The sequence below is a fragment of the Streptococcus sp. k-402 genome (assembly GCF_013277515.1).
In the GTDB taxonomy this organism is placed as follows: Bacteria; Bacillota; Bacilli; order Lactobacillales; family Streptococcaceae; genus Streptococcus.
The window spans coordinates 37930-59557 of the sequence record NZ_VMNB01000002.1; the positions used below are offsets into that span (position 1 = coordinate 37930).

Genomic DNA, 21628 nt, shown 5'->3' on the forward strand with positions numbered 1-21628 from the left:
TTTTCTATTCTTTTTTGGTTTCTTGATGAAAGATATTTTGCCAAGTTTCATGGCGTCGCCAGATACTAGTATGGACGATACCATCTAACTCATAGCAGATGAGTTTGGTCTTCTGACTGATAGAAGTAATTTGTATATCCTTGATAGCAGCATTCAACTCTTTTTCGGCTTTATAAGCCTCTTTATCCATCTGCTCTCCATCCTGACGAATATAGACAAAATCATCAGCCAATAGTTCTTCCAGTTGATTTCCTTGGTCAATCAATTGTTCACGCATAAGCAATTTCTTATAGACATTGTCTAAAATTTCATCCTCAGGGATAGGTGCGGGTTCGATATGGACATCGGTATCAAAGACTCCAAAACGTTCCTCCAGCATAGACTCGACTTGATCCGCAATCTCGTGGCTCTCATAAACCGACAAGTCAGGATTCATTTCTAGCGTAATATCAAGGTAGATATTGCTACCGTAGGTGCGGCCTCTTTGGGACTTAACCTTGCTGATTTTGGGAATTTCCATAATGGCTTTTTGATAGTCCTCAAGCAGACGGTCGTCAAAGCCATCTGATAGGCTAAAGGAAGACTCGATGAAGATATCATAGGCAGTCTTCAAGATAAAGAAAGTGATGATGATAGCAACCAGTTTATCCACAATGGGATAATTGAAACTGCTAGCTAGGATGGCAATAGTAGTACCAAGTGAGGTAACAGCATCAGAAAGATTGTCCTTTGCTGCGGCCTTCAGTGCCTTGGAGTTGGATTTCTTACTGAGGCGAGTATTGTAGAGATAAACTAGAAACATAATCGCTGCAGAAATAATTCCTAGGGTTGCACCAAGAGGGTCAATGATCGTTTCTTCATGACTGAGAATTTTTTGAATAGTATCCTGAAGTACATCGAAACCGACATAAAACATGATGATGGAAGTGATTAAGCTTGCCAAATCCTCAATCTTCCAGTGGCCAAAACGGTGGTCACGGTCTGCAGGCTGGCGTGCCATCCGAATGCCAATCAAGAGGGTCACATTTCCAATGATGTCCGAGACGTTGTTAAAACCATCAGCCACCAAACTGGATGAATGAAGGAGGTGACCAGTTGCTAATTTTGCTGCAGACAAGAGCAGGTAGGTCGAAATGCTGATAATGGCCCCACGTTCAGCTAACTTGAGATTTGAGATAGATTGCTTCATTCAACTTCCTTTCTAGTCACATAGCATTCTACCATTATACTGGTTTTCAAGGGAAAATTCAAATAAGGCAGTTTTTACTCTTTGAAAATTGTTCAAAATTTGGTATAATAGTACTACTCAAGGGAGTAGCTGGCAGAAACCTGTGATAGTGTCGTCATTCCGAATTTTATACTGAAAAGTATGTTTTCCGGCACTATCTTAAACAGCGAGACTTGTTATGATTAACAGGTCTCTTTTTTGTTTGTCGTGAAAAGATACGATGGGGAAAAGAGAGTCTGTTTTGCAACACAATGTCAAGGAGGAGACACATGTCAAAAGAACAAAAACGCCAAGCGTTTTATACTCAGAGTCCTGAAGAGGTCTTGCAGGCTGTGGATGCGACCGAGCAAGGTTTGTCATCAAGTGAGGCGGAAAAGCGCCTTGCCGAATTTGGCCACAATGAACTCGAAGAAGGCGAGAAACGATCAATCCTGGTCAAATTCATCGAGCAATTTAAGGATTTGATGATTATTATCCTAGTTGCAGCAGCTATCTTGTCAGTCGTGACTTCTGGTGGGGAAGATATCGCAGATGCTATTATCATCTTAGCCGTGGTTATCATCAACGCTGCCTTTGGTGTTTACCAAGAAGGGAAAGCAGAAGAAGCTATCGAAGCCCTCAAATCCATGTCTAGTCCAGCTGCCCGTGTTCTTCGCGATGGTCACATGGCTGAGATTGATTCTAAAGAATTGGTACCAGGTGATATCGTCGCTCTCGAAGCTGGTGATGTAGTACCTGCAGACCTACGTTTACTAGAAGCCAACTCTCTTAAAATCGAAGAAGCAGCTCTTACAGGTGAGTCTGTGCCAGTCGAAAAAGACTTGACAGTTGAACTTGCTGCAGATGCTGGTATTGGTGACCGTGTCAACATGGCCTTCCAAAACTCAAACGTAACCTATGGTCGTGGGATGGGTGTTGTTGTCAATACAGGTATGTACACTGAAGTTGGTCATATTGCTGGTATGCTTCAAGATGCGGATGAGACGGATACACCACTCAAACAAAACTTGAACAACCTTTCTAAGGTCTTGACCTATGCTATTTTGGTCATTGCCCTTGTTACTTTTGTAGTGGGTGTCTTCATCCAAGGGAAAAGTCCACTTGGTGAGTTGTTGACTTCTGTTGCCCTTGCTGTTGCAGCCATTCCAGAAGGACTTCCTGCTATCGTTACCATCGTTCTTTCCCTTGGTACTCAAGTTTTGGCCAAACGTAACTCTATCGTTCGTAAGTTGCCAGCAGTAGAAACACTTGGTTCAACAGAAATCATCGCTTCTGATAAGACTGGTACGCTGACTATGAACAAGATGACAGTCGAAAAAGTCTTCTACGATGCAGTCCTACATGACTCAGCTGATGACATTGAACTAGGTCTTGAAATGCCACTACTTCGTTCAGTTGTCTTGGCCAATGATACGAAAATCGATGTGGAAGGTAACCTGATTGGTGACCCAACCGAAACAGCCTTTATCCAATATGCCTTGGACAAGGGCTACGATGTCAAAGAATTTTTAGAGAAATATCCTCGTGTAGCTGAGTTGCCATTTGACTCTGACCGTAAGCTCATGTCAACGGTTCACCCATTGCCAGATGGCCGTTTCCTTGTAGCAGTCAAAGGTGCGCCAGACCAACTTTTGAAACGTTGTGTTCTTCGTGACAAGGCTGGGGATATTGCACCGATTGATGAGAAGGTTACAAATCTCATTCATACAAATAACTCTGAAATGGCTCACCAAGCCTTGCGTGTCCTTGCAGGTGCTTATAAGATTATTGATAGCATTCCAGAAAATCTCACTTCTGAAGAACTTGAAAATGATTTAATCTTTACTGGTTTGATTGGGATGATTGACCCTGAACGTCCTGAGGCAGCTGAGGCTGTTCGTGTGGCTAAGGAAGCTGGAATCCGTCCAATCATGATTACGGGTGACCATCAAGACACTGCAGAAGCTATTGCTAAACGTTTGGGAATCATTGACGCAAACGATACAGAAGGCCACGTTTTAACTGGTGCTGAACTCAATGAACTGTCAGATGAAGACTTTGAAAAAGTAGTTGGGCAATACTCTGTTTATGCCCGTGTGTCTCCAGAACACAAGGTTCGTATCGTCAAGGCTTGGCAAAAACAAGGTAAAGTCGTTGCCATGACAGGTGACGGTGTCAATGATGCGCCAGCTCTGAAAACAGCAGACATCGGTATCGGTATGGGAATCACTGGTACAGAGGTTTCTAAGGGGGCTTCTGATATGATTCTTGCTGACGACAACTTTGCGACTATCATCGTCGCAGTTGAAGAAGGACGTAAGGTATTCTCAAACATTCAAAAGACTATTCAATATCTTCTTTCTGCCAATACTGCTGAAGTATTAACCATCTTCCTATCAACCTTGTTTGGTTGGGACGTTTTGCAACCAGTTCATCTTTTGTGGATTAACTTGGTAACGGATACCTTCCCAGCAATTGCACTAGGTGTTGAACCTGCTGAGCCTGGTGTCATGAACCATAAACCACGTGGACGCAAGGCAAGCTTCTTCTCAGGTGGTGTTTTGAGTTCTATCATCTATCAAGGTGTACTCCAAGCAGTTATTGTTATGAGTGTTTATGGCCTTGCCCTTCTTTACCCAGTTCATGTGGGTGACAATCATGCTATTCATGCGGATGCCCTTACTATGGCCTTTGCAACCCTTGGCTTGATTCAGCTCTTCCATGCCTACAATGTCAAGTCTGTATACCAATCCATCTTGACAGTTGGTCCATTCAAGTCTAAGACATTTAACTGGTCCATCTTGGTATCCTTCATCCTTCTCATGGCAACAATTGTCGTAGAACCGCTTGAAGGAATCTTCCACGTAACCAAACTAGACTTGTCACAATGGGGAATCGTTATGGGCGGAAGCTTCTCAATGATTATTATCGTCGAAATCGTTAAGTTTGTTCAACGTAAACTTGGCTTTGATAAGAATGCGATTTAAGGGAGGTTTCGGATGTCAGCATATCAATTACCGACCGTATGGCAGGATGAAACTAGTAATCAAGGAGCCTTTACGGGACTAAACAGACCAACAGCAGGCGCCCGTTTCGAACAAAACTTGCCAAAAGGAAAGCAGCCTTTTCAACTTTATTCACTGGGAACACCAAATGGTGTGAAGGTCACTATCTTATTGGAAGAATTACTAGAAGCTGGTTTTGAGCAAGCGGCTTACGACTTGTATAAGATTGCTATCATGGATGGGGATCAATTCGGATCAGACTTTGTAAAGCTCAATCCAAATTCAAAGATTCCAGCCTTGTTGGACCAGTCAGGGACTGAAAATGTAAGAGTCTTTGAGTCTGCTCATATTCTTCTGTATCTTGCTGAGAAATTTGGAATCTTTTTACCAAGCAATCCTGTGGAAAAGGTAGAAGTTTTGAATTGGCTATTCTGGCAAGCAGGTGCAGCACCTTTTCTAGGTGGGGGATTTGGACATTTCTTCAATTATGCTCCTGAAAAATTGGAATATCCTATTAACCGTTTTACGATGGAAGTGAAACGCCAGTTGGATTTATTGGATAAGGAATTGGCTCAGAAACCTTATATTGCAGGCAATGATTATACGATTGCAGATATTGCTATCTGGTCTTGGTATGGACAGTTAGTTCAAGGAAAACTTTACCAAGGTTCTGCAAAATTCTTAGATGCCTCAAGTTACCAGAATTTAGTAAAATGGGCAGAAAAAATTGCCAATCGTCCTGCTGTTAAGCGTGGGATGGAAGTAACTTATAAAGAAATTAATACTCTTCGAAAATAAAATTCAAACCACGTCAGCGTCGCCTTACCGTACTCAAGTACAGCCTGCGGCTAGCTTCCTAGTTTGCTTTTTGATTTTCATTGAGTACAAGTAGCAAAAAAGTCATCTTCGGATGGCTTTTTGCTACAGTTGAGGGAAAGGGCTTGCAGTTACCGACTTTTGTGCTATAATTGCTATAACATAGTAAACATCAAGAGGAGTGTGAGGAAGTGGAAAAGAAAATTGTGAAGGATATTTTGTTTTTATCCCAGGTATCTCAGCTGGCAAGTCAGGATGATCTGTATCTTGCTAGAGATTTGCAGGATACACTCTTAGCAAATCGTGAAACTTGTGTCGGTCTGGCTGCCAATATGATTGGGGTGCAGAAGCGCGTGATTATCTTTAATCTTGGCTTGGTTCCTGTGGTCATGTTTAACCCAGTGCTCCTGTCATTTGAAGGACCTTATGAGACAGAGGAAGGCTGTTTGTCTTTGACTGGGGTTCGATCGACGACCCGTTATGAAACGATTACGGTGTCCTATCGTGACAGCAAGTGGCAGGAACAGACCATTACTTTGACAGGTTTCCCAGCTCAGATTTGCCAGCATGAACTGGATCACTTGGAAGGACGAATCATTTAGGAGGAAAGCAAATGAAACGAATAGTCTTTGAACTTATTTTTATCGCAACGACCTGGTATATCTTTTTACCGCCCCTTAACCTGACCAGCTGGGAATTTCTCTTTTTCCTCTGTGGGCATTTGCTGGTTGTCGCAGTCTTATTTGGCTTTGGCAAGGGGATAAACCTTGTCAAAACAGTTCATGTGCGCCACGGCAAGGCAGAAGCTGCCTTAAATCTTGAGGGTTTTAAAATCAATCGGTTAGGGAAAATTCTTTTAGCTTCGATTGGAGGAGTTCTTCTCTTAGCAGCTTTGGTTTCCTTGGTGACTTCTAGCATTTTTCAGGCTAAAAATTATGCCAATGTAGTTACGGTCACGGAAAAAGACTTTACTGAATTTCCTAAGAGTGACACCAGTAAGGTTCCTATCCTAGATAGAAGTACTGCTGAAAAAATTGGGGACCGCTATTTAGGTTCCCTAACGGATAAGGTATCGCAGTACGTGGCGGCAGACACCTATACTCAACTAACGATTGATGGGAAGCCTTATCGAGTGACGCCGCTAGAATACGCAGACCCTATCAAATGGTTTAACAATCAGGCCAAGGGAATCGGCGAGTATATCAAGGTGGATATGGTAACTGGAAATGCGGACTTGGTGGACTTGAAGACACCAATCAAGTATTCGGACTCGGAGTATTTTAACCGTGATGTCAAACGACACCTGCGCTTGAAGTACCCAACCAAAATCTTCAAAACGCCATCCTTCGAGGTGGACGATGAGGGCAATCCTTTCTATGTGGCGACGGTTTACCAAAAGCAATTTGGACTTGCGGTTCCTCGTCCTGTTTCAGTCATTATATTGGACGCCACAAATGGAGAAACCAAGGAATACAGCTTGGCAGATGTTCCAGAATGGGTGGACAGGGTCTATCCAGCTGAGGAAACTATTGAGCAAATCAACTACAACGGCAAGTACAAGGACGGTTTCTGGAATGCCATGATTTCCAAGAAAAACGTGACCCAGACTACCAAGGGCTATAATTACTTGTCTATTGGTAATGACATCTATCTCTACACAGGTGTGACGTCGGCTAATGCGGATGAGAGTAATCTTGGTTTCATCCTTGAAAATATGCGAACAGGAGAAATCACTAAGTATAGCTTGGCTTCTGCGACCGAAGAATCAGCCCGTGAATCAGCAGAAGGTGCTGTTCAGGAGAAATCCTACAAGGCAACCTTCCCAATCCTCATCAACCTCAATGACAAGCCTCTCTACATCATGGGCTTGAAGGACAATGCTGGCTTGGTCAAAGAGTATGCTTTGGTAGACGCAGTCGAGTACCAAAACGTTATCGTAGCTACGACAGTGGAAGAGATGCTCAGCAAGTATGCCAATAAAAACGACCTTGAAATTGATAATGAAACAACAGAAAGCATCAAGGGTGTGGTAGCAGACCTCAAATCAGCTGTTATCAAGGGAGACACCGTCTACTTCTTTAAAGTTGATGGCAAGATTTACAAGGTTAAGGCCTCAGTATCCGATGACCTTCCTTACCTTGAAAATGGTAAAACCTTCGAGGGTCAAGTAGGAAAAGACAACTATCTCAAGACCTTTAAAGTGCAGTAAAAAAGGTTTATTTAAGAAATATATGTTATAATAAAGTAAATTAAGCCTAATGGAGGACAAAGAAATGGGTTTTTATTTGATGGTTGCTTCAATGCTACTCGGACTGCTCGCTTTGAAGATAGGTTTTTCTCAGTTCAAGGAGAAAAAAGATAAATTCTTATCTATCTTAACAAGTTTAGCTGGCATAGCCCTTGTTCTCGTAGCTGTCTGGTTAGGATGGCCCAAATAAATAGAGAAACCTCGGTTAAACCGAGGTTTTTTAGATGAATTTCTTGGTTGTGGTTAAAAAATATGCTACACTATTAATATGAAAATTTTAATCCCAACAGCAAAAGAAATGAACACAGACTTGCCAAGTATCGAGGCAACTCCTTTAAAACCAGAAAGTCAGGCCGTGCTGGATGCCTTGGCTCTCTATTCTGCTAGTAAATTGGAGAGTTTTTACAAAGTTTCAGCCGAGAAAGCGGCGGAAGAATTTCAACATATCCAAGCTTTGAAAAGTCAAACTGCTCAACACTACCCAGCATTGAAACTTTTTGATGGACTTATGTATCGTCATATCAAGCGAGACAAACTGACCGAGGCGGAACAAGCCTATCTTGAAAATCATGTCTTTATTACTTCGGCTTTGTACGGTGTCGTTCCAGCCTTGTCACCCATGGCCCCTCACCGTTTGGACTTTTTGATGAAGTTCAAAGTCGATGGTAAGACTTTGAAGAGCCATTGGAAGGCAGCCTATGATGAAGCTGTGAAGCAGGAAGAAGTGATTTTCTCCCTCTTGTCGTCCGAGTTTGAGATGGTATTTTCTAAGGAAATCAGAGAAAAAATGGTGACCTTCAAATTTATGGAGGATAGAGGAGGTCAGCTGAAAATTCACTCAACCATTTCCAAGAAAGCGCGTGGTGCCTTCCTGACAGCCCTGATAGAAAATCAAGTACAAACGGTGGAGGAAGCTCGTCGCTTAAGCTTTGCAGGATTTGCCTACCGAGAAGATCTGTCACAGCCACAGGAATTGGTTTTTGTTAAGGAAGTATGAAAAGATATTTTGTATTGGATAATATGTATCATCAGCTATTTTAGTTTATAAATGAGAAAAAAGCGAACAAGCTAGACTTCTGAGTGTCAGAAAAGTAGTCTTGTTCGCTTTTATTATGTTAGTTACTTGATAGCATTGACCAAGTCTTGAGCTTGTTTTTCAAGTGAGTTTAGGACTGTTTCTTCAAGAACCAATTTTCCGTCTGCCCAAGCAGAGTCATTAACACGTGCAGCGGTGAAATCGCCAACGACTTGTGTACGGATAAATGGCAAGAGGTCTTTGTAGATAGCGAAGAGTTGATCGTGACCTGCATTGGCTACAGATGATACTGTGACAAACTTGTCTTGAAGGGCAGAAGCGCTGCGTGTATCAGACAAGTCAAGGGCACGAGATAGCCAGTCAAGCAAGTTCTTCACTGTACCAGGGATAGAGAAGTTGTAGACTGGAGAGAAGATCCAGATGGCATCAGCAGCGAGAACTGCTTCACGAGCAGTCGCTACAGCTGGATGTGTTGGAACTTCCAAATCTTGGCTGAAGAGAGGAACAGCTGAATAATCAAGGTAGCTAACTTCCGCTTTACCAGCAAGTGCTTTCTCAGCTTCGAGCGCCATTTGGTGGTTGAAAGAACCTTGACGTAGTGATCCGACGATAAATAATACTTTTTTAGACATGATGTGTCTCCTTTTTCTTAAATTTCCGAGAAATCTCTCGTTGTTATGAAATATATTACAACAAAACAAAAGGACTTGCAAGAAATCTGCTCAGAGTTTATTTGAAAATTATAAAATTACAGAAGCTCTAGTCAGTTGCCACTGGAAAAGTAAGAACTGTTTTTTGGATTCTGGTTTGCTTTGAAGGAAGAAATAAAGTGCGATTGTTCCTATATTCTCTTGTAATATGATGGCATAAGTGCTAAAATAAACAAGAAAACTCGTAATAGAAACCGCATAACAGCTATTTTCCGGTATCATTTCATAAATCATTTCAGGAACAATAATGGCATTGAAGAATGCTTCTAAAAAGGGGTGGAGATCATGTAAGGCACAGATTAACAAGTGACGGACAAAAGAAATAATAATACACTTGTTAAGGAGAAAAGATGTTAATAAGAAATTATCGGAAAAATATTGGCCTGATGGCCGGAGTTGAGTTTTTTGCATTTTTAGGGATTACCAGTTTTTGGATTCTCTTTCTCAGTCAAAACGGCATGTCTCTTTGGCAGATTGGACTTCTGGAGAGTATCTTTCATGCGACCAGTCTTCTCTGTGAAATTCCATCTGGAATGTTAGCTGACCGCTATTCCTATAAGACCAACCTTTATTTAAGTCGAATAGCAGGGATTGTGTCTTCTATTCTTATGTTGGCTGGGCAGGGAAATTTTTGGATTTATGCACTAGCTATGGCGGTAAGTGCCTTGTCTTATAATTTTGATTCAGGCACAAGCGCAGCAATGGTCTATGACTCGGCTGTAGAGGCTGGACTAAAGGAGCGTTATCTATCCATTTCAAGCTTCCTATCAGGGGTGTCGGAAGGAACTCGGTCTTTGGGGACAGTGTTGGCGGGATTTTTTGTCCATGGTCAATTGCACCTGACCTACTATATCATGATTGCCACTTCTATCATAGTTCTTTTCCTGATTTGGATGCTGAAAGAACCGAGTGTCAAGCTAGAAAAAGCTGATAGTGTGACCATGAAACAGATTATTTGGACTGTTAAGGATGAGTTGAAGCGAAATCCCATACTGTTCAACTGGATGATTTTATCTCAGATTGTCGGAGTACTCATGTGCATGTTTTATTTTTACTATCAAAATCAGTTACCAGATTTAAGTAGTTGGCAAATTTCAGCAGTTATGCTACTTGGTAGTCTCTTGAATATCGTCGCAGTCTATCTAGCGAGTAAGATTGGAAAGAACTATGCCGCCTTGAAGCTTTTCCCTATCCTCGTCCTGCTGACTGGAGTTATCTACCTGCTGTCCTACTTTGGAACACCTCTAATCTATATTTTGATTTATTTGATTAGTAATGCTCTATATGCTCTTTTTCAGCCGATTTTTGACAATGATTTGCAAGAGCGGCTCCCAAGTGAAGTAAGGGCAACCATGCTGAGTGTCTACTCTATGATGTTTAGCCTGAGTATGATTGTCTTCTTCCCACTGACAGGCTGGTTGATTGACCATTTAGGCTTTGTGCTAACATTTCTTTATCTAGGCTTCTTTTTAGTCATGATTAGCCTTTTATTAGCTATCTTTTTAGGAAAAATGGCTAAAAGAATAGATGATAAAATAATTCCATAAATTAAAAGAACTTCTAAAAACTTGAGTACTAAGCTCAGGTTTTTTAATAGGTTGATTTCGCTTGTGTCTTTACTTTTCTTGCTCGGTTTTAACTAAGAAAAATCTGTTTTGTTTGAAGGAAGAAATAATATAGGTTTGTTCTTGCATTCGCTTGTAATAAAGCCCAATAGATGGTAAAATAGACGAGTGAAAAAAAGACAAAACAAAGCAAAAAATAATCTACTGTGGCAGTATGGTCTAGGGATGACGATTTTATTTGTGGTTATCAGTGCTTCCTTTCTGTATCTGGTTTCTCTCGGTATGAAACCCTATCAAACAGCTAAAAGTGAAGGAGAAAAATTAGCTCAGCAGTATGCAGGATTAGAGCAGGCTGATCAGGTTGATTTGTATAATGGCTTGGAATCCTATTATAGCGTTCTTGGTCGTAATAAACAGCAAGAAGCACTTGCTGTCCTGATTGGGAAAGATGACCATAAGATTTACGTTTATCAGCTAAATCAGGGTGTTTCACAAGAAAAAGCAGAAGCGGTTTCTAAGGAAAAAGGAGCTGGCGAGATTGACAAGATTACCTTCGGTCGTTATCAAGACAAGCCAATCTGGGAAGTCAAGTCAGGATCTGATTTTTATCTAGTAGATTTTGAAACAGGAGCATTGGTCAATAAGGAGGGCTTATGAAACTATCCAACCGTGTTTTAGAAATGGAAGAAAGTGTCACTCTAGCTAGTGATGCGAGAGCAAAAAATTTAAAAGCTCAAGGTAAGGATGTCCTTTTCTTGACCTTGGGACAACCAGATTTTCACACTCCTGAAAATATTCAGGATGCAGCAGTTAAAGCTATTCGAGAAGGACAGGCTTCCTTCTATACAGTAGCTTCAGGTCTACCAGAATTAAAAGCTGCAGTGAATACCTACTTTGAGCGCTACTATGGCTATTCTGTAGCAAGTAATGAGGTTACCTTTGCCACAGGTGCTAAGTTCTCCCTCTATACTTTCTTTATGGCTGTAATTAACCCTTTAGATGAGGTTATTATTCCAACTCCATATTGGGTTAGTTATGGAGATCAGGTCAAGATGGCAGAAGGGATTCCAGTCTTTGTTCAAGCTAAAGAAGACAATGATTTTAAAGTCACGGTGGATCAACTAGAACTAGTTAGGACAGATAAGACAAAGGTTTTGGTTCTCAATTCACCATCTAATCCGACTGGTATGATTTATACTCGTGAAGAATTACTAGCTATCGGAAATTGGGCAGTTGAGCATGACATTCTGATCTTAGCAGATGATATATACGGTCGCCTTGTTTATAATGGAAATGAATTTGTTCCAATCTCAAGTCTATCAGAAGCAATTCGTAAGCAAACCATTGTTATCAACGGTGTATCTAAGGCCTATGCCATGACGGGTTGGCGAGTTGGTTATGCGGTAGGTGATCCGGAAATCATTGCAGCTATGAGTAAATTGACAGGACAAACAACTTCAAATTTGACATCTGTTTCTCAATATGCGGCTATCGAAGCCTTAACAGGACCACAGGATTCTGTTGATATCATGCGTCAGGCTTTTGAGGAGCGTCTCAATACCATTTATCCGCTATTATGTGAGGTCCCTGGTTTTGAAGTCGTTAAGCCACAAGGAGCTTTCTATCTCTTCCCAAATGTCAAAAAAGCTATGGAGATGAAAGGTTATACGGATGTGACTGACTTTACAACAGCTATTCTTGAGGAAGTTGGTTTGGCACTCATAACAGGAGCAGGGTTTGGAGCACCAGAAAATGTTCGTCTCAGCTATGCGACAGACCTAGACACGCTTAAAGAAGCAGTCGAACGCTTGAAAGCATTTATGGGTAGTGAGAATGATTGATCATTTTGAAATTAAGGTAAAGGATTTACAAATTTCAGAAGGATTTTATAGAAGTTTTCTCGCTCCTTTGGGCTATAAATTGGCTTTTAAGACTACTTCTCTAATCAGTTTTCTTGCCCCAAACAGCCCTCATCCTGATGGTGATTTTTGGCTGGCTCAGGGGACACAAGATCCTATTCACTTTGCTTTTTTAGCAGAAAATAAGGAAGAGGTTCAGGCTTGTTATGAGGCTGGCTTAGAGGCAGGTGGGCGAGACAATGGAGCTCCTGGTTATCGCAGTGAGCAACCGATTTACTACGCTGCTTTTATGATTGACCCAGATGGGAACAATATAGAAGTGGTTTGCCATAAAGAATAAAAAAGAAAAGGAAAAACAATGACAAAACGTGTAACGATTATTGATGTAAAAGACTATGTTGGTCAGGAAGTGACGATTGGCGCTTGGGTTGCCAACAAATCAGGAAAAGGGAAAATCGCCTTCTTGCAATTACGTGATGGAACTGCCTTCTTCCAAGGTGTGGCCTTTAAACCAAACTTTGTAGAAAAATTTGGTGAAGAAGTAGGATTTGAGAAGTTTGATGTTATCAAACGTTTGAGCCAAGAAACGTCTGTTTATGTGACAGGTATTGTCAAAGAAGACGAACGTTCTAAGTTTGGTTATGAGTTGGACATTACAGACATCGAAGTGATCGGTGAATCTCAAGACTACCCAATTACACCAAAAGAACACGGAACAGACTTCTTGATGGACAACCGTCACTTGTGGCTCCGTTCTCGTAAGCAAGTAGCGGTGATGCAAATTCGTAACGCTATCATCTACGCAACTTATGAGTTCTTCGACAAGAACGGCTTCATGAAGTTTGATAGCCCAATTCTTTCAGGAAATGCGGCAGAAGATTCAACAGAACTCTTTGAAACTGATTACTTCGGAACGCCAGCCTACTTGAGCCAATCAGGTCAGCTTTACCTAGAAGCAGGTGCGATGGCTCTTGGTCGTGTCTTTGACTTTGGTCCAGTTTTCCGTGCTGAAAAATCAAAAACGCGCCGTCACTTGACTGAGTTCTGGATGATGGACGCAGAGTACTCATACTTGACACACGATGAATCACTTGACTTGCAAGAAGCTTATGTGAAAGCTCTTCTACAAGGTGTTCTTGACCGCGCGCCTCAAGCCTTGGAAACTTTGGAACGTGATACAGAGCTCTTGAAACGCTACATTGCAGAGCCATTCAAACGCATCACTTATGATCAAGCCATTGACCTCTTGCAAGAGCATGAAAATGATGAAGATGCTGACTACGAGCATCTTGAGCATGGTGATGACTTTGGTTCACCACACGAAACTTGGATTTCAAACCACTTTGGTGTGCCAACATTTGTCATGAACTACCCAGCAGCCATCAAGGCCTTCTACATGAAACCAGTTCCTGGAAATCCAGAGCGCGTGCTCTGTGCAGACTTGCTTGCTCCAGAAGGCTATGGAGAAATCATCGGTGGATCTATGCGTGAGGAAGACTACGATGCATTAGTTGCTAAGATGGATGAACTTGGCATGGATCGTACAGAATATGAATTCTACCTTGACCTTCGTAAATACGGTACAGTTCCACACGGTGGATTTGGTATCGGTATCGAACGTATGGTCACCTTCGCGGCAGGAACAAAACACATCCGTGAAGCTATTCCATTCCCACGTATGTTGCACCGTATCAAACCGTAAGAACAGGAAAACGCCCATGTGGCGTTTTTTTTCTATAGAAAGCTCTGGAAGTGAAAGGAAATATTATCAGCTTTTATAAAAGGAGTTAAGTTTCTACGGTATGATTATGGCAATACATTTTTGTTAATAGATAGAAACAAGCTATAAAGAAAACGGAATGAGTTAGTCTGAATACAAAGTATTAAAAATTAGAAAATCGCATACTATTGGGTATTTAAAATCTTGATTATATGCGCTTTTCGTGAAAATATTTACTCCCTATTCTTATAAAATTGAGTCTTTTACTAGACTCATACTATTAGTTGTTCAGAATGGAGTTTCGTATTCTAGTACATTGATGTTAGTGTTTAAAAACTTGTGCACGTTCTATTGTATCGAAGGCAATATTGGATTGAAACGATAAATATATGGAGATGAAACTTGAATTAATAATAGTCGTATGATACAATATTAAACGATATTGATAATTATTAGGCAACCCTTTTTAAAATGATAACCTCTTAATATTACTAAAAAATTTAAGGGGGGGGGGCTTTTTGTTTGTCTGTGTATTTCAATTCAATATTAAAAAACATGCATAAAGGAGGTTGAATCTCATGAAGAGAGGTCAACAAGATTTTAGAACTGAAAGATATCTTCGTTATGGTATTCGTAAGTATAGTTTTGGGGCGGCATCAGTAGCGATTGCAGCTGGTTTGATGTTCCTTGGAGCTGGTGCGGTATCAGCAACGGAAGTAGAAGGAGTTAATGAAACATCTTCAACAACGACTCCAACACCGACCATAGGCGATGAGGGTGCTAATCAAGGTGCTAACTCATCTAAACCCACTACTTATGACGCAGCGCCAGTCCTAACTAGGGGCACTAGTGAAGAAACTGCATCATCCCAAGCTAGCGATGAGAATACCGAAGCAGCGGCAACTGAATCCTCTACAGAAACAGTTGCAGATAAGACTATTCTTAAGGATACAATCTCTGACTTGGAACTAGGATTATCTAAGATTAATCGTTCTAAAGTTCCGGCATCTACTATTGCAAATGCAGAGAAAGTACTGGCAGATGCGAAAGCAATCCTTGCCAAAGGAAATGCCAGCCAATCAGAAGTGAACACAGTTGCTAAAGCGAGTCGTTCACAAGTCTCGATTATTGCAAGCATGCCTAAAGTTCTTGGAGTAACACCAGCTGAATCGGAAAATAAGGAAAAAGCAACAACAGCTGCCTCAACAGCAACTGAAGTTGAAAAACCGGTTGATGCAAGTCTAGCTGAAGAAAAAACAGCTGAAGATGCAAAGGCAGAGTTGGCGACAGTGCAAGAAGACCTTGTTAGCTACTTACCACAAGCAGAGAAATTGGCTACAGACCCTGTGGTGATAGAAAAGGCAAAAGCAAGTCTTCAACTGATAACATCAAGCCTTGAGGATGCAAATATCACAATCCCTGAACTTGAAAAACGTGTGCAAGAAGCAAAACGTGTACGCAACAGCCTTGTAAACCTTGTAACAGGCTCAAGCTCAGGTAGTCGTGATAGCCGTAATGGTCAAGAGATGAAAGAGGGAAGTCAGCTGCTAACAGCCAGCGACTATATTTCAACTCCAAATCCAAATGGGGATGGGACTTACACAATTAAAGCTAGCTCTCCAACAAAAGAGAATCATACAGGTAAAGATATTTATCAGTTCAATGCTACTGCAGCAAAAAATGGAGATCTCTCTACGTATGATATCGTTGGGGATATTACATCTTTAGAAGCAGTTGTTTATTCTAGTCAACGTTCAGGGACAGATACGAATCCTGGAAACGCAGGTGGTGGAGTTAACAATAAAGGACGTATGGATTATCCCTTAACCAAGGAACAGGAAGAAGCCTTGGCAGAAGAGGCAGTTCTTTGGAAAGGTAAAAAACGTATAGACGGTTCGACAATTTCGGGTGGCAACAACGATATATATAAAGCGAATGGTGGATTTGAGTATCTAGCTACCCACATTTATCACTATGCCTATGAGCAAGGTCAAGACCGCGTTTATATAGATAAAATCAAGGAACGTTTTGACCTAACAGATGCTGCTAAGGAAGCTGGTTGGACTATCTCAAAAGTTGCACCGGAAAACTTACCAAGTGGCTTAACATACAATGCTGCTACTGACACGATTGAGGGCAAGATTGTTGTAAGTAATATTGCAGATGGGGTATACGATACACGAACCTATGTGACTTATACCAATACCAAAACCAATGCAAGTGTTCGTGCATTTTACCGAAACTTACGTGGGGGTTGGATTGGTTGGCAAGATACTACACCACCAACCATAGAAAGTAATAATACAGTTCATAAAGGAACGGTCGGAGAAGAGATTGCACCTGTAGATATCCATTACAAGGATGAGTCAGGTTCCCGTGTAACCACTGCAAGTGGAAATGTTTCCTATACTTTGGCTAATGGTACAGATATCTCAATTCGCCACTCATATGGCAATGGGACTTCTGGAATTTCAGGAAATATCTCAACAAAGGGGTCAACGGTGGATACAGCTATCCCAGGTTTGACTTATAAACCAAACGCAGGGACTACTCCTATTACTGAAAATGGTAAAACTGTTGGCTATGATGGGAAGGGACTGATCTCTGGAACACCAACAAAGGCAGGTGTTTACCATGTGACTGCCTACGCGAAAGATTATAACCTTACAGACCGTGCAAGGAATTACAGTTGGAATTATGATACACAAGAAGGTCGTGGAGAATTGACCTTTGTCATTGCACCTAAGGTAACGGTAAAGAACATAGCTACTTATGACAGCACCGTACCGGTTGAAATTTCAGATGGGGCAACCTATGCAGAAATTACAACACCAGATGGCTCCAAGACTATCTTAAAAAATAAGGCTGGCAAGTGGGTTGTACAAGAGGGAACAACGAATACAGCGGTTTCTGCTGGAGATGAAGTTGGAACGGTAGGGAATGAATTTTCTCTATCAGTAAAACCTGAAGCGACGGCAGCAGCTGGAGTTTCTAAGATTTCTGTATATGCTAAAACTGAAAATGTTACGGCTAACCTCATGAGAACCAAGGTGGAGTTGAACTCTGCAACAAACGGTACGAAATATACAGCAAATCTAAACCCTAAATCAGGTCGTTATGAATTAGCTGACTCTGATGCAACGGTGCGAACAGAGTTAAATGATGGCAACGATAATTACACAATCACCAAACGAGAAGTTTCAACCCGTGCTCAAACAGATGGCTCCATGAAGTTTGACTTGTACGAATATACCAGAACATACAATAATATGGACAAAGTGACGGCTGTTAACAGTGTTGATTTAACTGAGACAGTTTATAACAAGGAAGACACAGCAAACACTGCTACAGGTAATGGTATGTACATTACTGTTCAGTATGATAAAAATAGTGAGGAATGGTCAGCAAGCGATAAGTCTACAGTAAAAGCCCATAAGACTGGTGATGACACATGGGAAATTGAAACTAGTTCGGGTTATACTGGGACTGTTAAGGGAATTATGGCTGAAAACACCAGCACTTCTACTATCATCAACTCGAAACCAACTGCTACTTCGAATTCTTACGAGAGTACCTTGAATACAACTGTTAACCTAATCGACCGCCCTGCAGCTGCTACTGGTGCTAAGGTGAGTGTCAGCGATGCTGAAGATAATAAGTTGGCTCTAAGTAACGCAGGGGATGCATTCAAGGAAAGTCATAAAACAAAAGTAACAAGTATTACTGTTAAGGATCCAGATGGCAACACTGTGTTTGCAGAGACTACATCTGGAGATGCAGCCAACTATCCAGCTGAAACATCTCTTAAATTGACAAAAGTTGGTGTGTATAGTGTTACTGTCAATGCTGTAGATAGTAATACAAACTTGGTTGATGGAACAGAGGTTGGGGATACGACTGCTGGGACTGATCACGGAGTGAACACTTCTACAACGACTACAACCTACACCATTACTGTTAAAGCTGGTATTGAAGGAACGCCTGCAACTACTAGCGATATTCAAGGAGCGGTTCAGAAAGGTACTCCAAGCTTCAATTTTGATGACGCAGAGAAAACTAAGATTTCTTCTACCACAAATGGTACAAAAGTTTATAGCTTAGAGTCAACAGATGCTACAGATAATACAGGAGCTACTGTAGGTACTTATGCAATCAATGAGGATACGGGTGAGGTAACCTTTACTCCTAATCCAACATTTGTGGGAACTCCAAATCCAGCTAAGGTAACATTGACTGTGACAGTAGCCGGAGTTGATCCATTAACATCTACGGCGGCTTACACACCAACAGTTATTGGCGTTAGACCAGAGGGAACTAAGGTATCTTCAACAGATATTCAAGGTCAAGTTCAAACAGGTAAACCGACTTTTACCCCAGGTTCTGCAGAAGTCAATGGAGCTAGAAAAACAGTCCCATTGAAGGCAGATAGCTATAAACTTCTTAATAGTGCAGGTACAGAAGTAGCGGATGGTGCTACAACTCCAGCTTACGCTGCAGCAGATAATGGTACTGTGAAAGCTGGTGATGAGATTGGTACCTTCGGTATTGACAAGTCAACAGGTCTCGTGACCTTTACTCCAACCAATAAAGCTTATGTTGGAGCAGTAAAACCTGTCCAAGTTGTTGTTTCAGATAACAATGGTACGCAACCAGAAGACGATAAACGTGGTGAATACACACCAAACATTGTTGGTGTTACTCCAACTGCAAGTGAAGCTTCAACTACAGGCATTCAGGGAGCTGTTCAAAAATCTGAAGTGGTTCTCAATGCTAAAGATGAAAATGTAAATACCTTGAACTTTAGCAAAGGAAGTGAGACTGTAAATGGAACTGAAAAATCTGTTGATTTAAATGAAGCTACTCTGACTCTAGTAGGAGCTGATGGTGAAGGTAAAGTATCGGTAGCTGGTCAAGGAACATACTCTATCGTAAAAGAAGACGGTAAGTCTTATGTTCAATTCACTCCGGTAGCCACTTATACAGGAAATGTAACTCCAGTAACAGTGAAAATTGCTGATGCTAATGGAACTGAAGTAACAACAACCTATACTCCGAAGATTGTTGGAGTGAAACCAAGCGCAGAATCTTCTAAGACAAATGGAATTCAAGGCGAAACTCAAACTTCTAGCATCGTTTACAATCTAGTTAATAAAGATGAGAATGCTCTAAACTTCGTCAAAGGAACTGCGATTATAAATAGTGAGTCTAAATCAATCGAACTAGATAAAACATCTGTGAAGCTAGTAGGTGCAGAAAATGGAACTGTTAATGGTGACGGTAGCGTTACTGTAGCGAATCAGGGTACTTATAAGCTTGTTAAAGATTCAACTGGAGCCAATGCTGTTACCTTCACTCCGCTTGCTACATTTACTGGAAAAGCACATCCTGTAACAGTAAGTATTACTGATACCAATGGAACTGAAGCAACAACAACCTATACTCCAACAGTAAATCCTGTTAAAGCTTCAGCTGAACCTGCAACGTCTACTGGAACCCAAGGTTCAACTCAAAGTGGTACGCCAATTTACACAGCTCCAGAAGCTGGTACGGGTGTTACCGTCACTCCAAGTTATACTTTGGATAACGATTCAACTACTAAAACTGTAGATGGTGTTGGTACTTATACAATTGATACAACTGGTAAAGTAACCTTTGTTCCCGTAGCTAGCTATGTATCAAGTGATGCCAATAAGACAAGTGTAGGAGTAAAAGTTACTTATAGATTAGAGACTGCAGATCAGTCGCAGGCGACAATCACTTCTGAAACAACCTATACTCCAACAGTAAATCCTGTAACCTCTGCAGGAAATGACGTTGCAACGACAAACATCCAAGGTCATACTCAAAAATCAACAGATGAAGGGAAAGCTCTGACTTATACTATTTCTGATACTAGTCATATCACAGCACGCACTTATGCATTGGAAGGTGCAGATAATGATGGTAAAGTAGTGGTAGAGAATGTTGGAACCTACACAGTAGACGATAAAGGTCAGGTAACCTTTGTACCAGTGCCATCTTATGTAGGAACGCCGACTCCTGTGACAGTTGTTGAATCAGCGGTTTTAATTTCTGATGATAAGACTACAGCAATTATCACAACTAAGTCAATGTACACCCCAACGGTAACAGATGTGACCCCAACAGGTGCTTCATCGGCTACTGAAGGAGCTCGTGGAACTATTCAAACATCTCCTGTAGTATTTGATACGCCAGATCAAGATAATACAACAGTAAACTTTAATAAAGGCGATGAAGAAGTTGAGCTTGATAAATCTACTCTGACATTAGTTGATAAAACTGGTAAAGAAGTGAAAGAAGTTGTAGTTCCAGGAGAAGGAACATATGTACTGAAGGATGGAGTCGTTGAATTTACACCAGAAAAAGATTTCGTAGGGAAAACTTCTGGAGTAACAGTTCAAGTGAAAGACGTCAATGGCAAAGTAGTTTCTGAAACTTATACTCCAACTGTTCGCCCAGATACTAGATATGTAGTTATTGAAAAAGATGGCAAAGAAACAGATTTACTTCCACCTAAAGATGGAACTAAACCTTCGGAACAAATTCCAGGATACAATGTTGTTAGAACTGAAATTGATGAAAAAGGAAATACAAAACACATCTACGAAAAAGTAAGTACCTTCTTCAAAGACAAAGAAGGTAAGGAAATTCCAAACTATCCAAGTGAACCAGGCACAGTCGATAAGAAAGATATTCCAGAATACCGCTTCGTAGAGACTAAGAAATTACCAAATGGTGATACAGAACACATCTACGAAAAAGTAAGTACCTTCTTCAAAGACAAAGAAGGGAAGGAAATTCCTAACTATCCAAGTGAACCGGGAACAGTCGATAAGAAAGACATTCCAGGCTACCGCTTCGTAGAGACTAAGAAACTGTCAAATGGAGATACTGTTCATGTTTATGAAAAAGTAACACCACCAGCTCCAACACCTTCACCTGTTCCTCAACCAAATCCAAGTAAGCAAAATACAACTACTTGGACTGATGAGAATGGAAATCCATTGAAACCAACTGAGCCAGGTTCTAAAGAACCGGGAACAATTCCAGGTTACGAATATGTGAAGACTGTCACAGATTCAAATGGAAATATCAGACATATCTTCCGCAAAGTTGAGATGCCAACTCCAACACCGGTTGAACCGACTCAACCAGCACAACCGGTAGAGCCAGCAACTCCAGCAATACCTGAACAGCCAGCTAAACCTCAAATGCCAGCAACACCTAAATATGTTGATGGTCAAAAAGAATTACCAAATACTGGTACAGAAGCTAACGCTAGTCTTGCAGCACTTGGACTTCTTGGAGTATTGAGTGGATTTGGACTTCTTGCTCGCAAGAAGAAAGAAGACTAAAAACTCATAGTTTTTGAGAAGATGATTCGTCATCTTCTTTTTTTATTTCGGTGTTTTTACTTGCGTAAAAAATTTTTTTCTAGTAT

General features: G+C 41.1%; 14 protein-coding genes. 12 read left to right on the forward strand and 2 right to left on the reverse strand.

Going from position 1 to position 21628, the window contains the following annotated elements:
- Nucleotides 1-4: 4 nt before the first annotated feature.
- On the reverse strand, nucleotides 5-1189 hold the full coding sequence (gene mntE / locus HT724_RS00845) for a CDF family manganese efflux transporter MntE (RefSeq protein ID WP_173276351.1): 1185 nt from the start codon (nucleotides 1187-1189) through the stop codon (nucleotides 5-7).
- Nucleotides 1190-1497: 308 nt separating this feature from the next.
- Between mntE and HT724_RS00850 the strand changes: the two genes are divergently transcribed.
- From HT724_RS00850 to yaaA, 6 genes are all read left to right on the forward strand, one after another.
- On the forward strand, nucleotides 1498-4194 hold the full coding sequence (locus HT724_RS00850; RefSeq protein ID WP_173276352.1) for a cation-translocating P-type ATPase: 2697 nt from the start codon (nucleotides 1498-1500) through the stop codon (nucleotides 4192-4194).
- A gap of 12 nt (nucleotides 4195-4206) precedes the next feature.
- Entirely contained in the window at nucleotides 4207-5010 is an 804-nt protein-coding gene (yghU, locus tag HT724_RS00855) for a glutathione-dependent disulfide-bond oxidoreductase (RefSeq protein WP_173276353.1), read from the forward strand.
- A gap of 209 nt (nucleotides 5011-5219) precedes the next feature.
- Entirely contained in the window at nucleotides 5220-5630 is a 411-nt protein-coding gene (locus tag HT724_RS00860) for a peptide deformylase (protein ID WP_173276354.1), read from the forward strand.
- A gap of 11 nt (nucleotides 5631-5641) precedes the next feature.
- On the forward strand, nucleotides 5642-7237 hold the full coding sequence (locus HT724_RS00865; protein WP_173276355.1) for a hypothetical protein: 1596 nt from the start codon (nucleotides 5642-5644) through the stop codon (nucleotides 7235-7237).
- Nucleotides 7238-7301: 64 nt separating this feature from the next.
- The gene (locus HT724_RS00870; protein ID WP_000508267.1) at nucleotides 7302-7466 is read left to right on the forward strand and encodes a YczI family protein; all 165 of its coding nucleotides are present in this window, start codon (nucleotides 7302-7304) and stop codon (nucleotides 7464-7466) included.
- A gap of 78 nt (nucleotides 7467-7544) precedes the next feature.
- Nucleotides 7545-8273, forward strand: coding sequence for a peroxide stress protein YaaA (gene yaaA / locus HT724_RS00875; protein ID WP_173276356.1), 729 nt, complete (start codon nucleotides 7545-7547; stop codon nucleotides 8271-8273).
- Between the two features lie 122 nt (nucleotides 8274-8395).
- Here the strand turns inward: yaaA and HT724_RS00880 are convergent, their stop codons facing one another.
- Nucleotides 8396-8944, reverse strand: coding sequence for an NADPH-dependent FMN reductase (locus tag HT724_RS00880; protein WP_173276357.1), 549 nt, complete (start codon nucleotides 8942-8944; stop codon nucleotides 8396-8398).
- A 428-nt stretch (nucleotides 8945-9372) separates the two neighbouring features.
- On the opposite strand from HT724_RS00880, the gene HT724_RS00885 reads away from it, so the two are divergent.
- The 6 genes from HT724_RS00885 to HT724_RS00910 all read left to right on the forward strand — a co-directional run bounded on the left by HT724_RS00885 (nucleotide 9373) and on the right by HT724_RS00910 (nucleotide 21542).
- A complete protein-coding gene (locus HT724_RS00885; protein ID WP_173276358.1) occupies nucleotides 9373-10569 on the forward strand; it encodes an MFS transporter in 1197 nt (398 codons plus the stop codon).
- Nucleotides 10570-10755: 186 nt separating this feature from the next.
- Nucleotides 10756-11244 carry a DUF5590 domain-containing protein gene (locus tag HT724_RS00890; RefSeq protein WP_173276359.1) on the forward strand — a complete coding sequence of 163 codons (489 nt, stop codon included), beginning with the start codon at nucleotides 10756-10758 and terminating at the stop codon, nucleotides 11242-11244.
- Nucleotides 11241-12428: a pyridoxal phosphate-dependent aminotransferase gene (locus HT724_RS00895; protein ID WP_173276360.1), complete on the forward strand. Its 1188-nt coding sequence runs from the start codon at nucleotides 11241-11243 to the stop codon at nucleotides 12426-12428. The genes HT724_RS00890 and HT724_RS00895 overlap by 4 nt, the downstream gene beginning before the upstream one ends.
- Nucleotides 12421-12786: a VOC family protein gene (locus HT724_RS00900; RefSeq protein WP_173276361.1), complete on the forward strand. Its 366-nt coding sequence runs from the start codon at nucleotides 12421-12423 to the stop codon at nucleotides 12784-12786. The genes HT724_RS00895 and HT724_RS00900 overlap by 8 nt, the downstream gene beginning before the upstream one ends.
- Nucleotides 12787-12804: 18 nt before the next feature.
- A complete protein-coding gene (asnS, locus tag HT724_RS00905; protein ID WP_000167141.1) occupies nucleotides 12805-14148 on the forward strand; it encodes an asparagine--tRNA ligase in 1344 nt (447 codons plus the stop codon).
- Nucleotides 14149-14744: 596 nt separating this feature from the next.
- Nucleotides 14745-21542, forward strand: coding sequence for a YSIRK-type signal peptide-containing protein (locus tag HT724_RS00910; RefSeq protein ID WP_173276362.1), 6798 nt, complete (start codon nucleotides 14745-14747; stop codon nucleotides 21540-21542).
- The last annotated feature ends 86 nt before the right edge of the window (nucleotides 21543-21628 follow it).

Bases quoted from the DNA above. Each gene is read 5' to 3' on its own strand.
- HT724_RS00865 (WP_173276355.1), top strand. From the start codon at position 5,642: ATGAAACGAATAGTCTTTGAACTTATTTTTATCGCAACGACCTGGTAT.
- HT724_RS00880 (WP_173276357.1), bottom strand. From the start codon at position 8,944: ATGTCTAAAAAAGTATTATTTATCGTCGGATCACTACGTCAAGGTTCT.
- HT724_RS00850 (WP_173276352.1), top strand. From the start codon at position 1,498: ATGTCAAAAGAACAAAAACGCCAAGCGTTTTATACTCAGAGTCCTGAA.
- HT724_RS00885 (WP_173276358.1), top strand. From the start codon at position 9,373: ATGTTAATAAGAAATTATCGGAAAAATATTGGCCTGATGGCCGGAGTT.
- mntE (WP_173276351.1), bottom strand. From the start codon at position 1,189: ATGAAGCAATCTATCTCAAATCTCAAGTTAGCTGAACGTGGGGCCATT.
- HT724_RS00900 (WP_173276361.1), top strand. From the start codon at position 12,421: ATGATTGATCATTTTGAAATTAAGGTAAAGGATTTACAAATTTCAGAA.
- yaaA (WP_173276356.1), top strand. From the start codon at position 7,545: ATGAAAATTTTAATCCCAACAGCAAAAGAAATGAACACAGACTTGCCA.
- yghU (WP_173276353.1), top strand. From the start codon at position 4,207: ATGTCAGCATATCAATTACCGACCGTATGGCAGGATGAAACTAGTAAT.
- HT724_RS00870 (WP_000508267.1), top strand. From the start codon at position 7,302: ATGGGTTTTTATTTGATGGTTGCTTCAATGCTACTCGGACTGCTCGCT.
- HT724_RS00895 (WP_173276360.1), top strand. From the start codon at position 11,241: ATGAAACTATCCAACCGTGTTTTAGAAATGGAAGAAAGTGTCACTCTA.
- HT724_RS00910 (WP_173276362.1), top strand. From the start codon at position 14,745: ATGAAGAGAGGTCAACAAGATTTTAGAACTGAAAGATATCTTCGTTAT.
- asnS (WP_000167141.1), top strand. From the start codon at position 12,805: ATGACAAAACGTGTAACGATTATTGATGTAAAAGACTATGTTGGTCAG.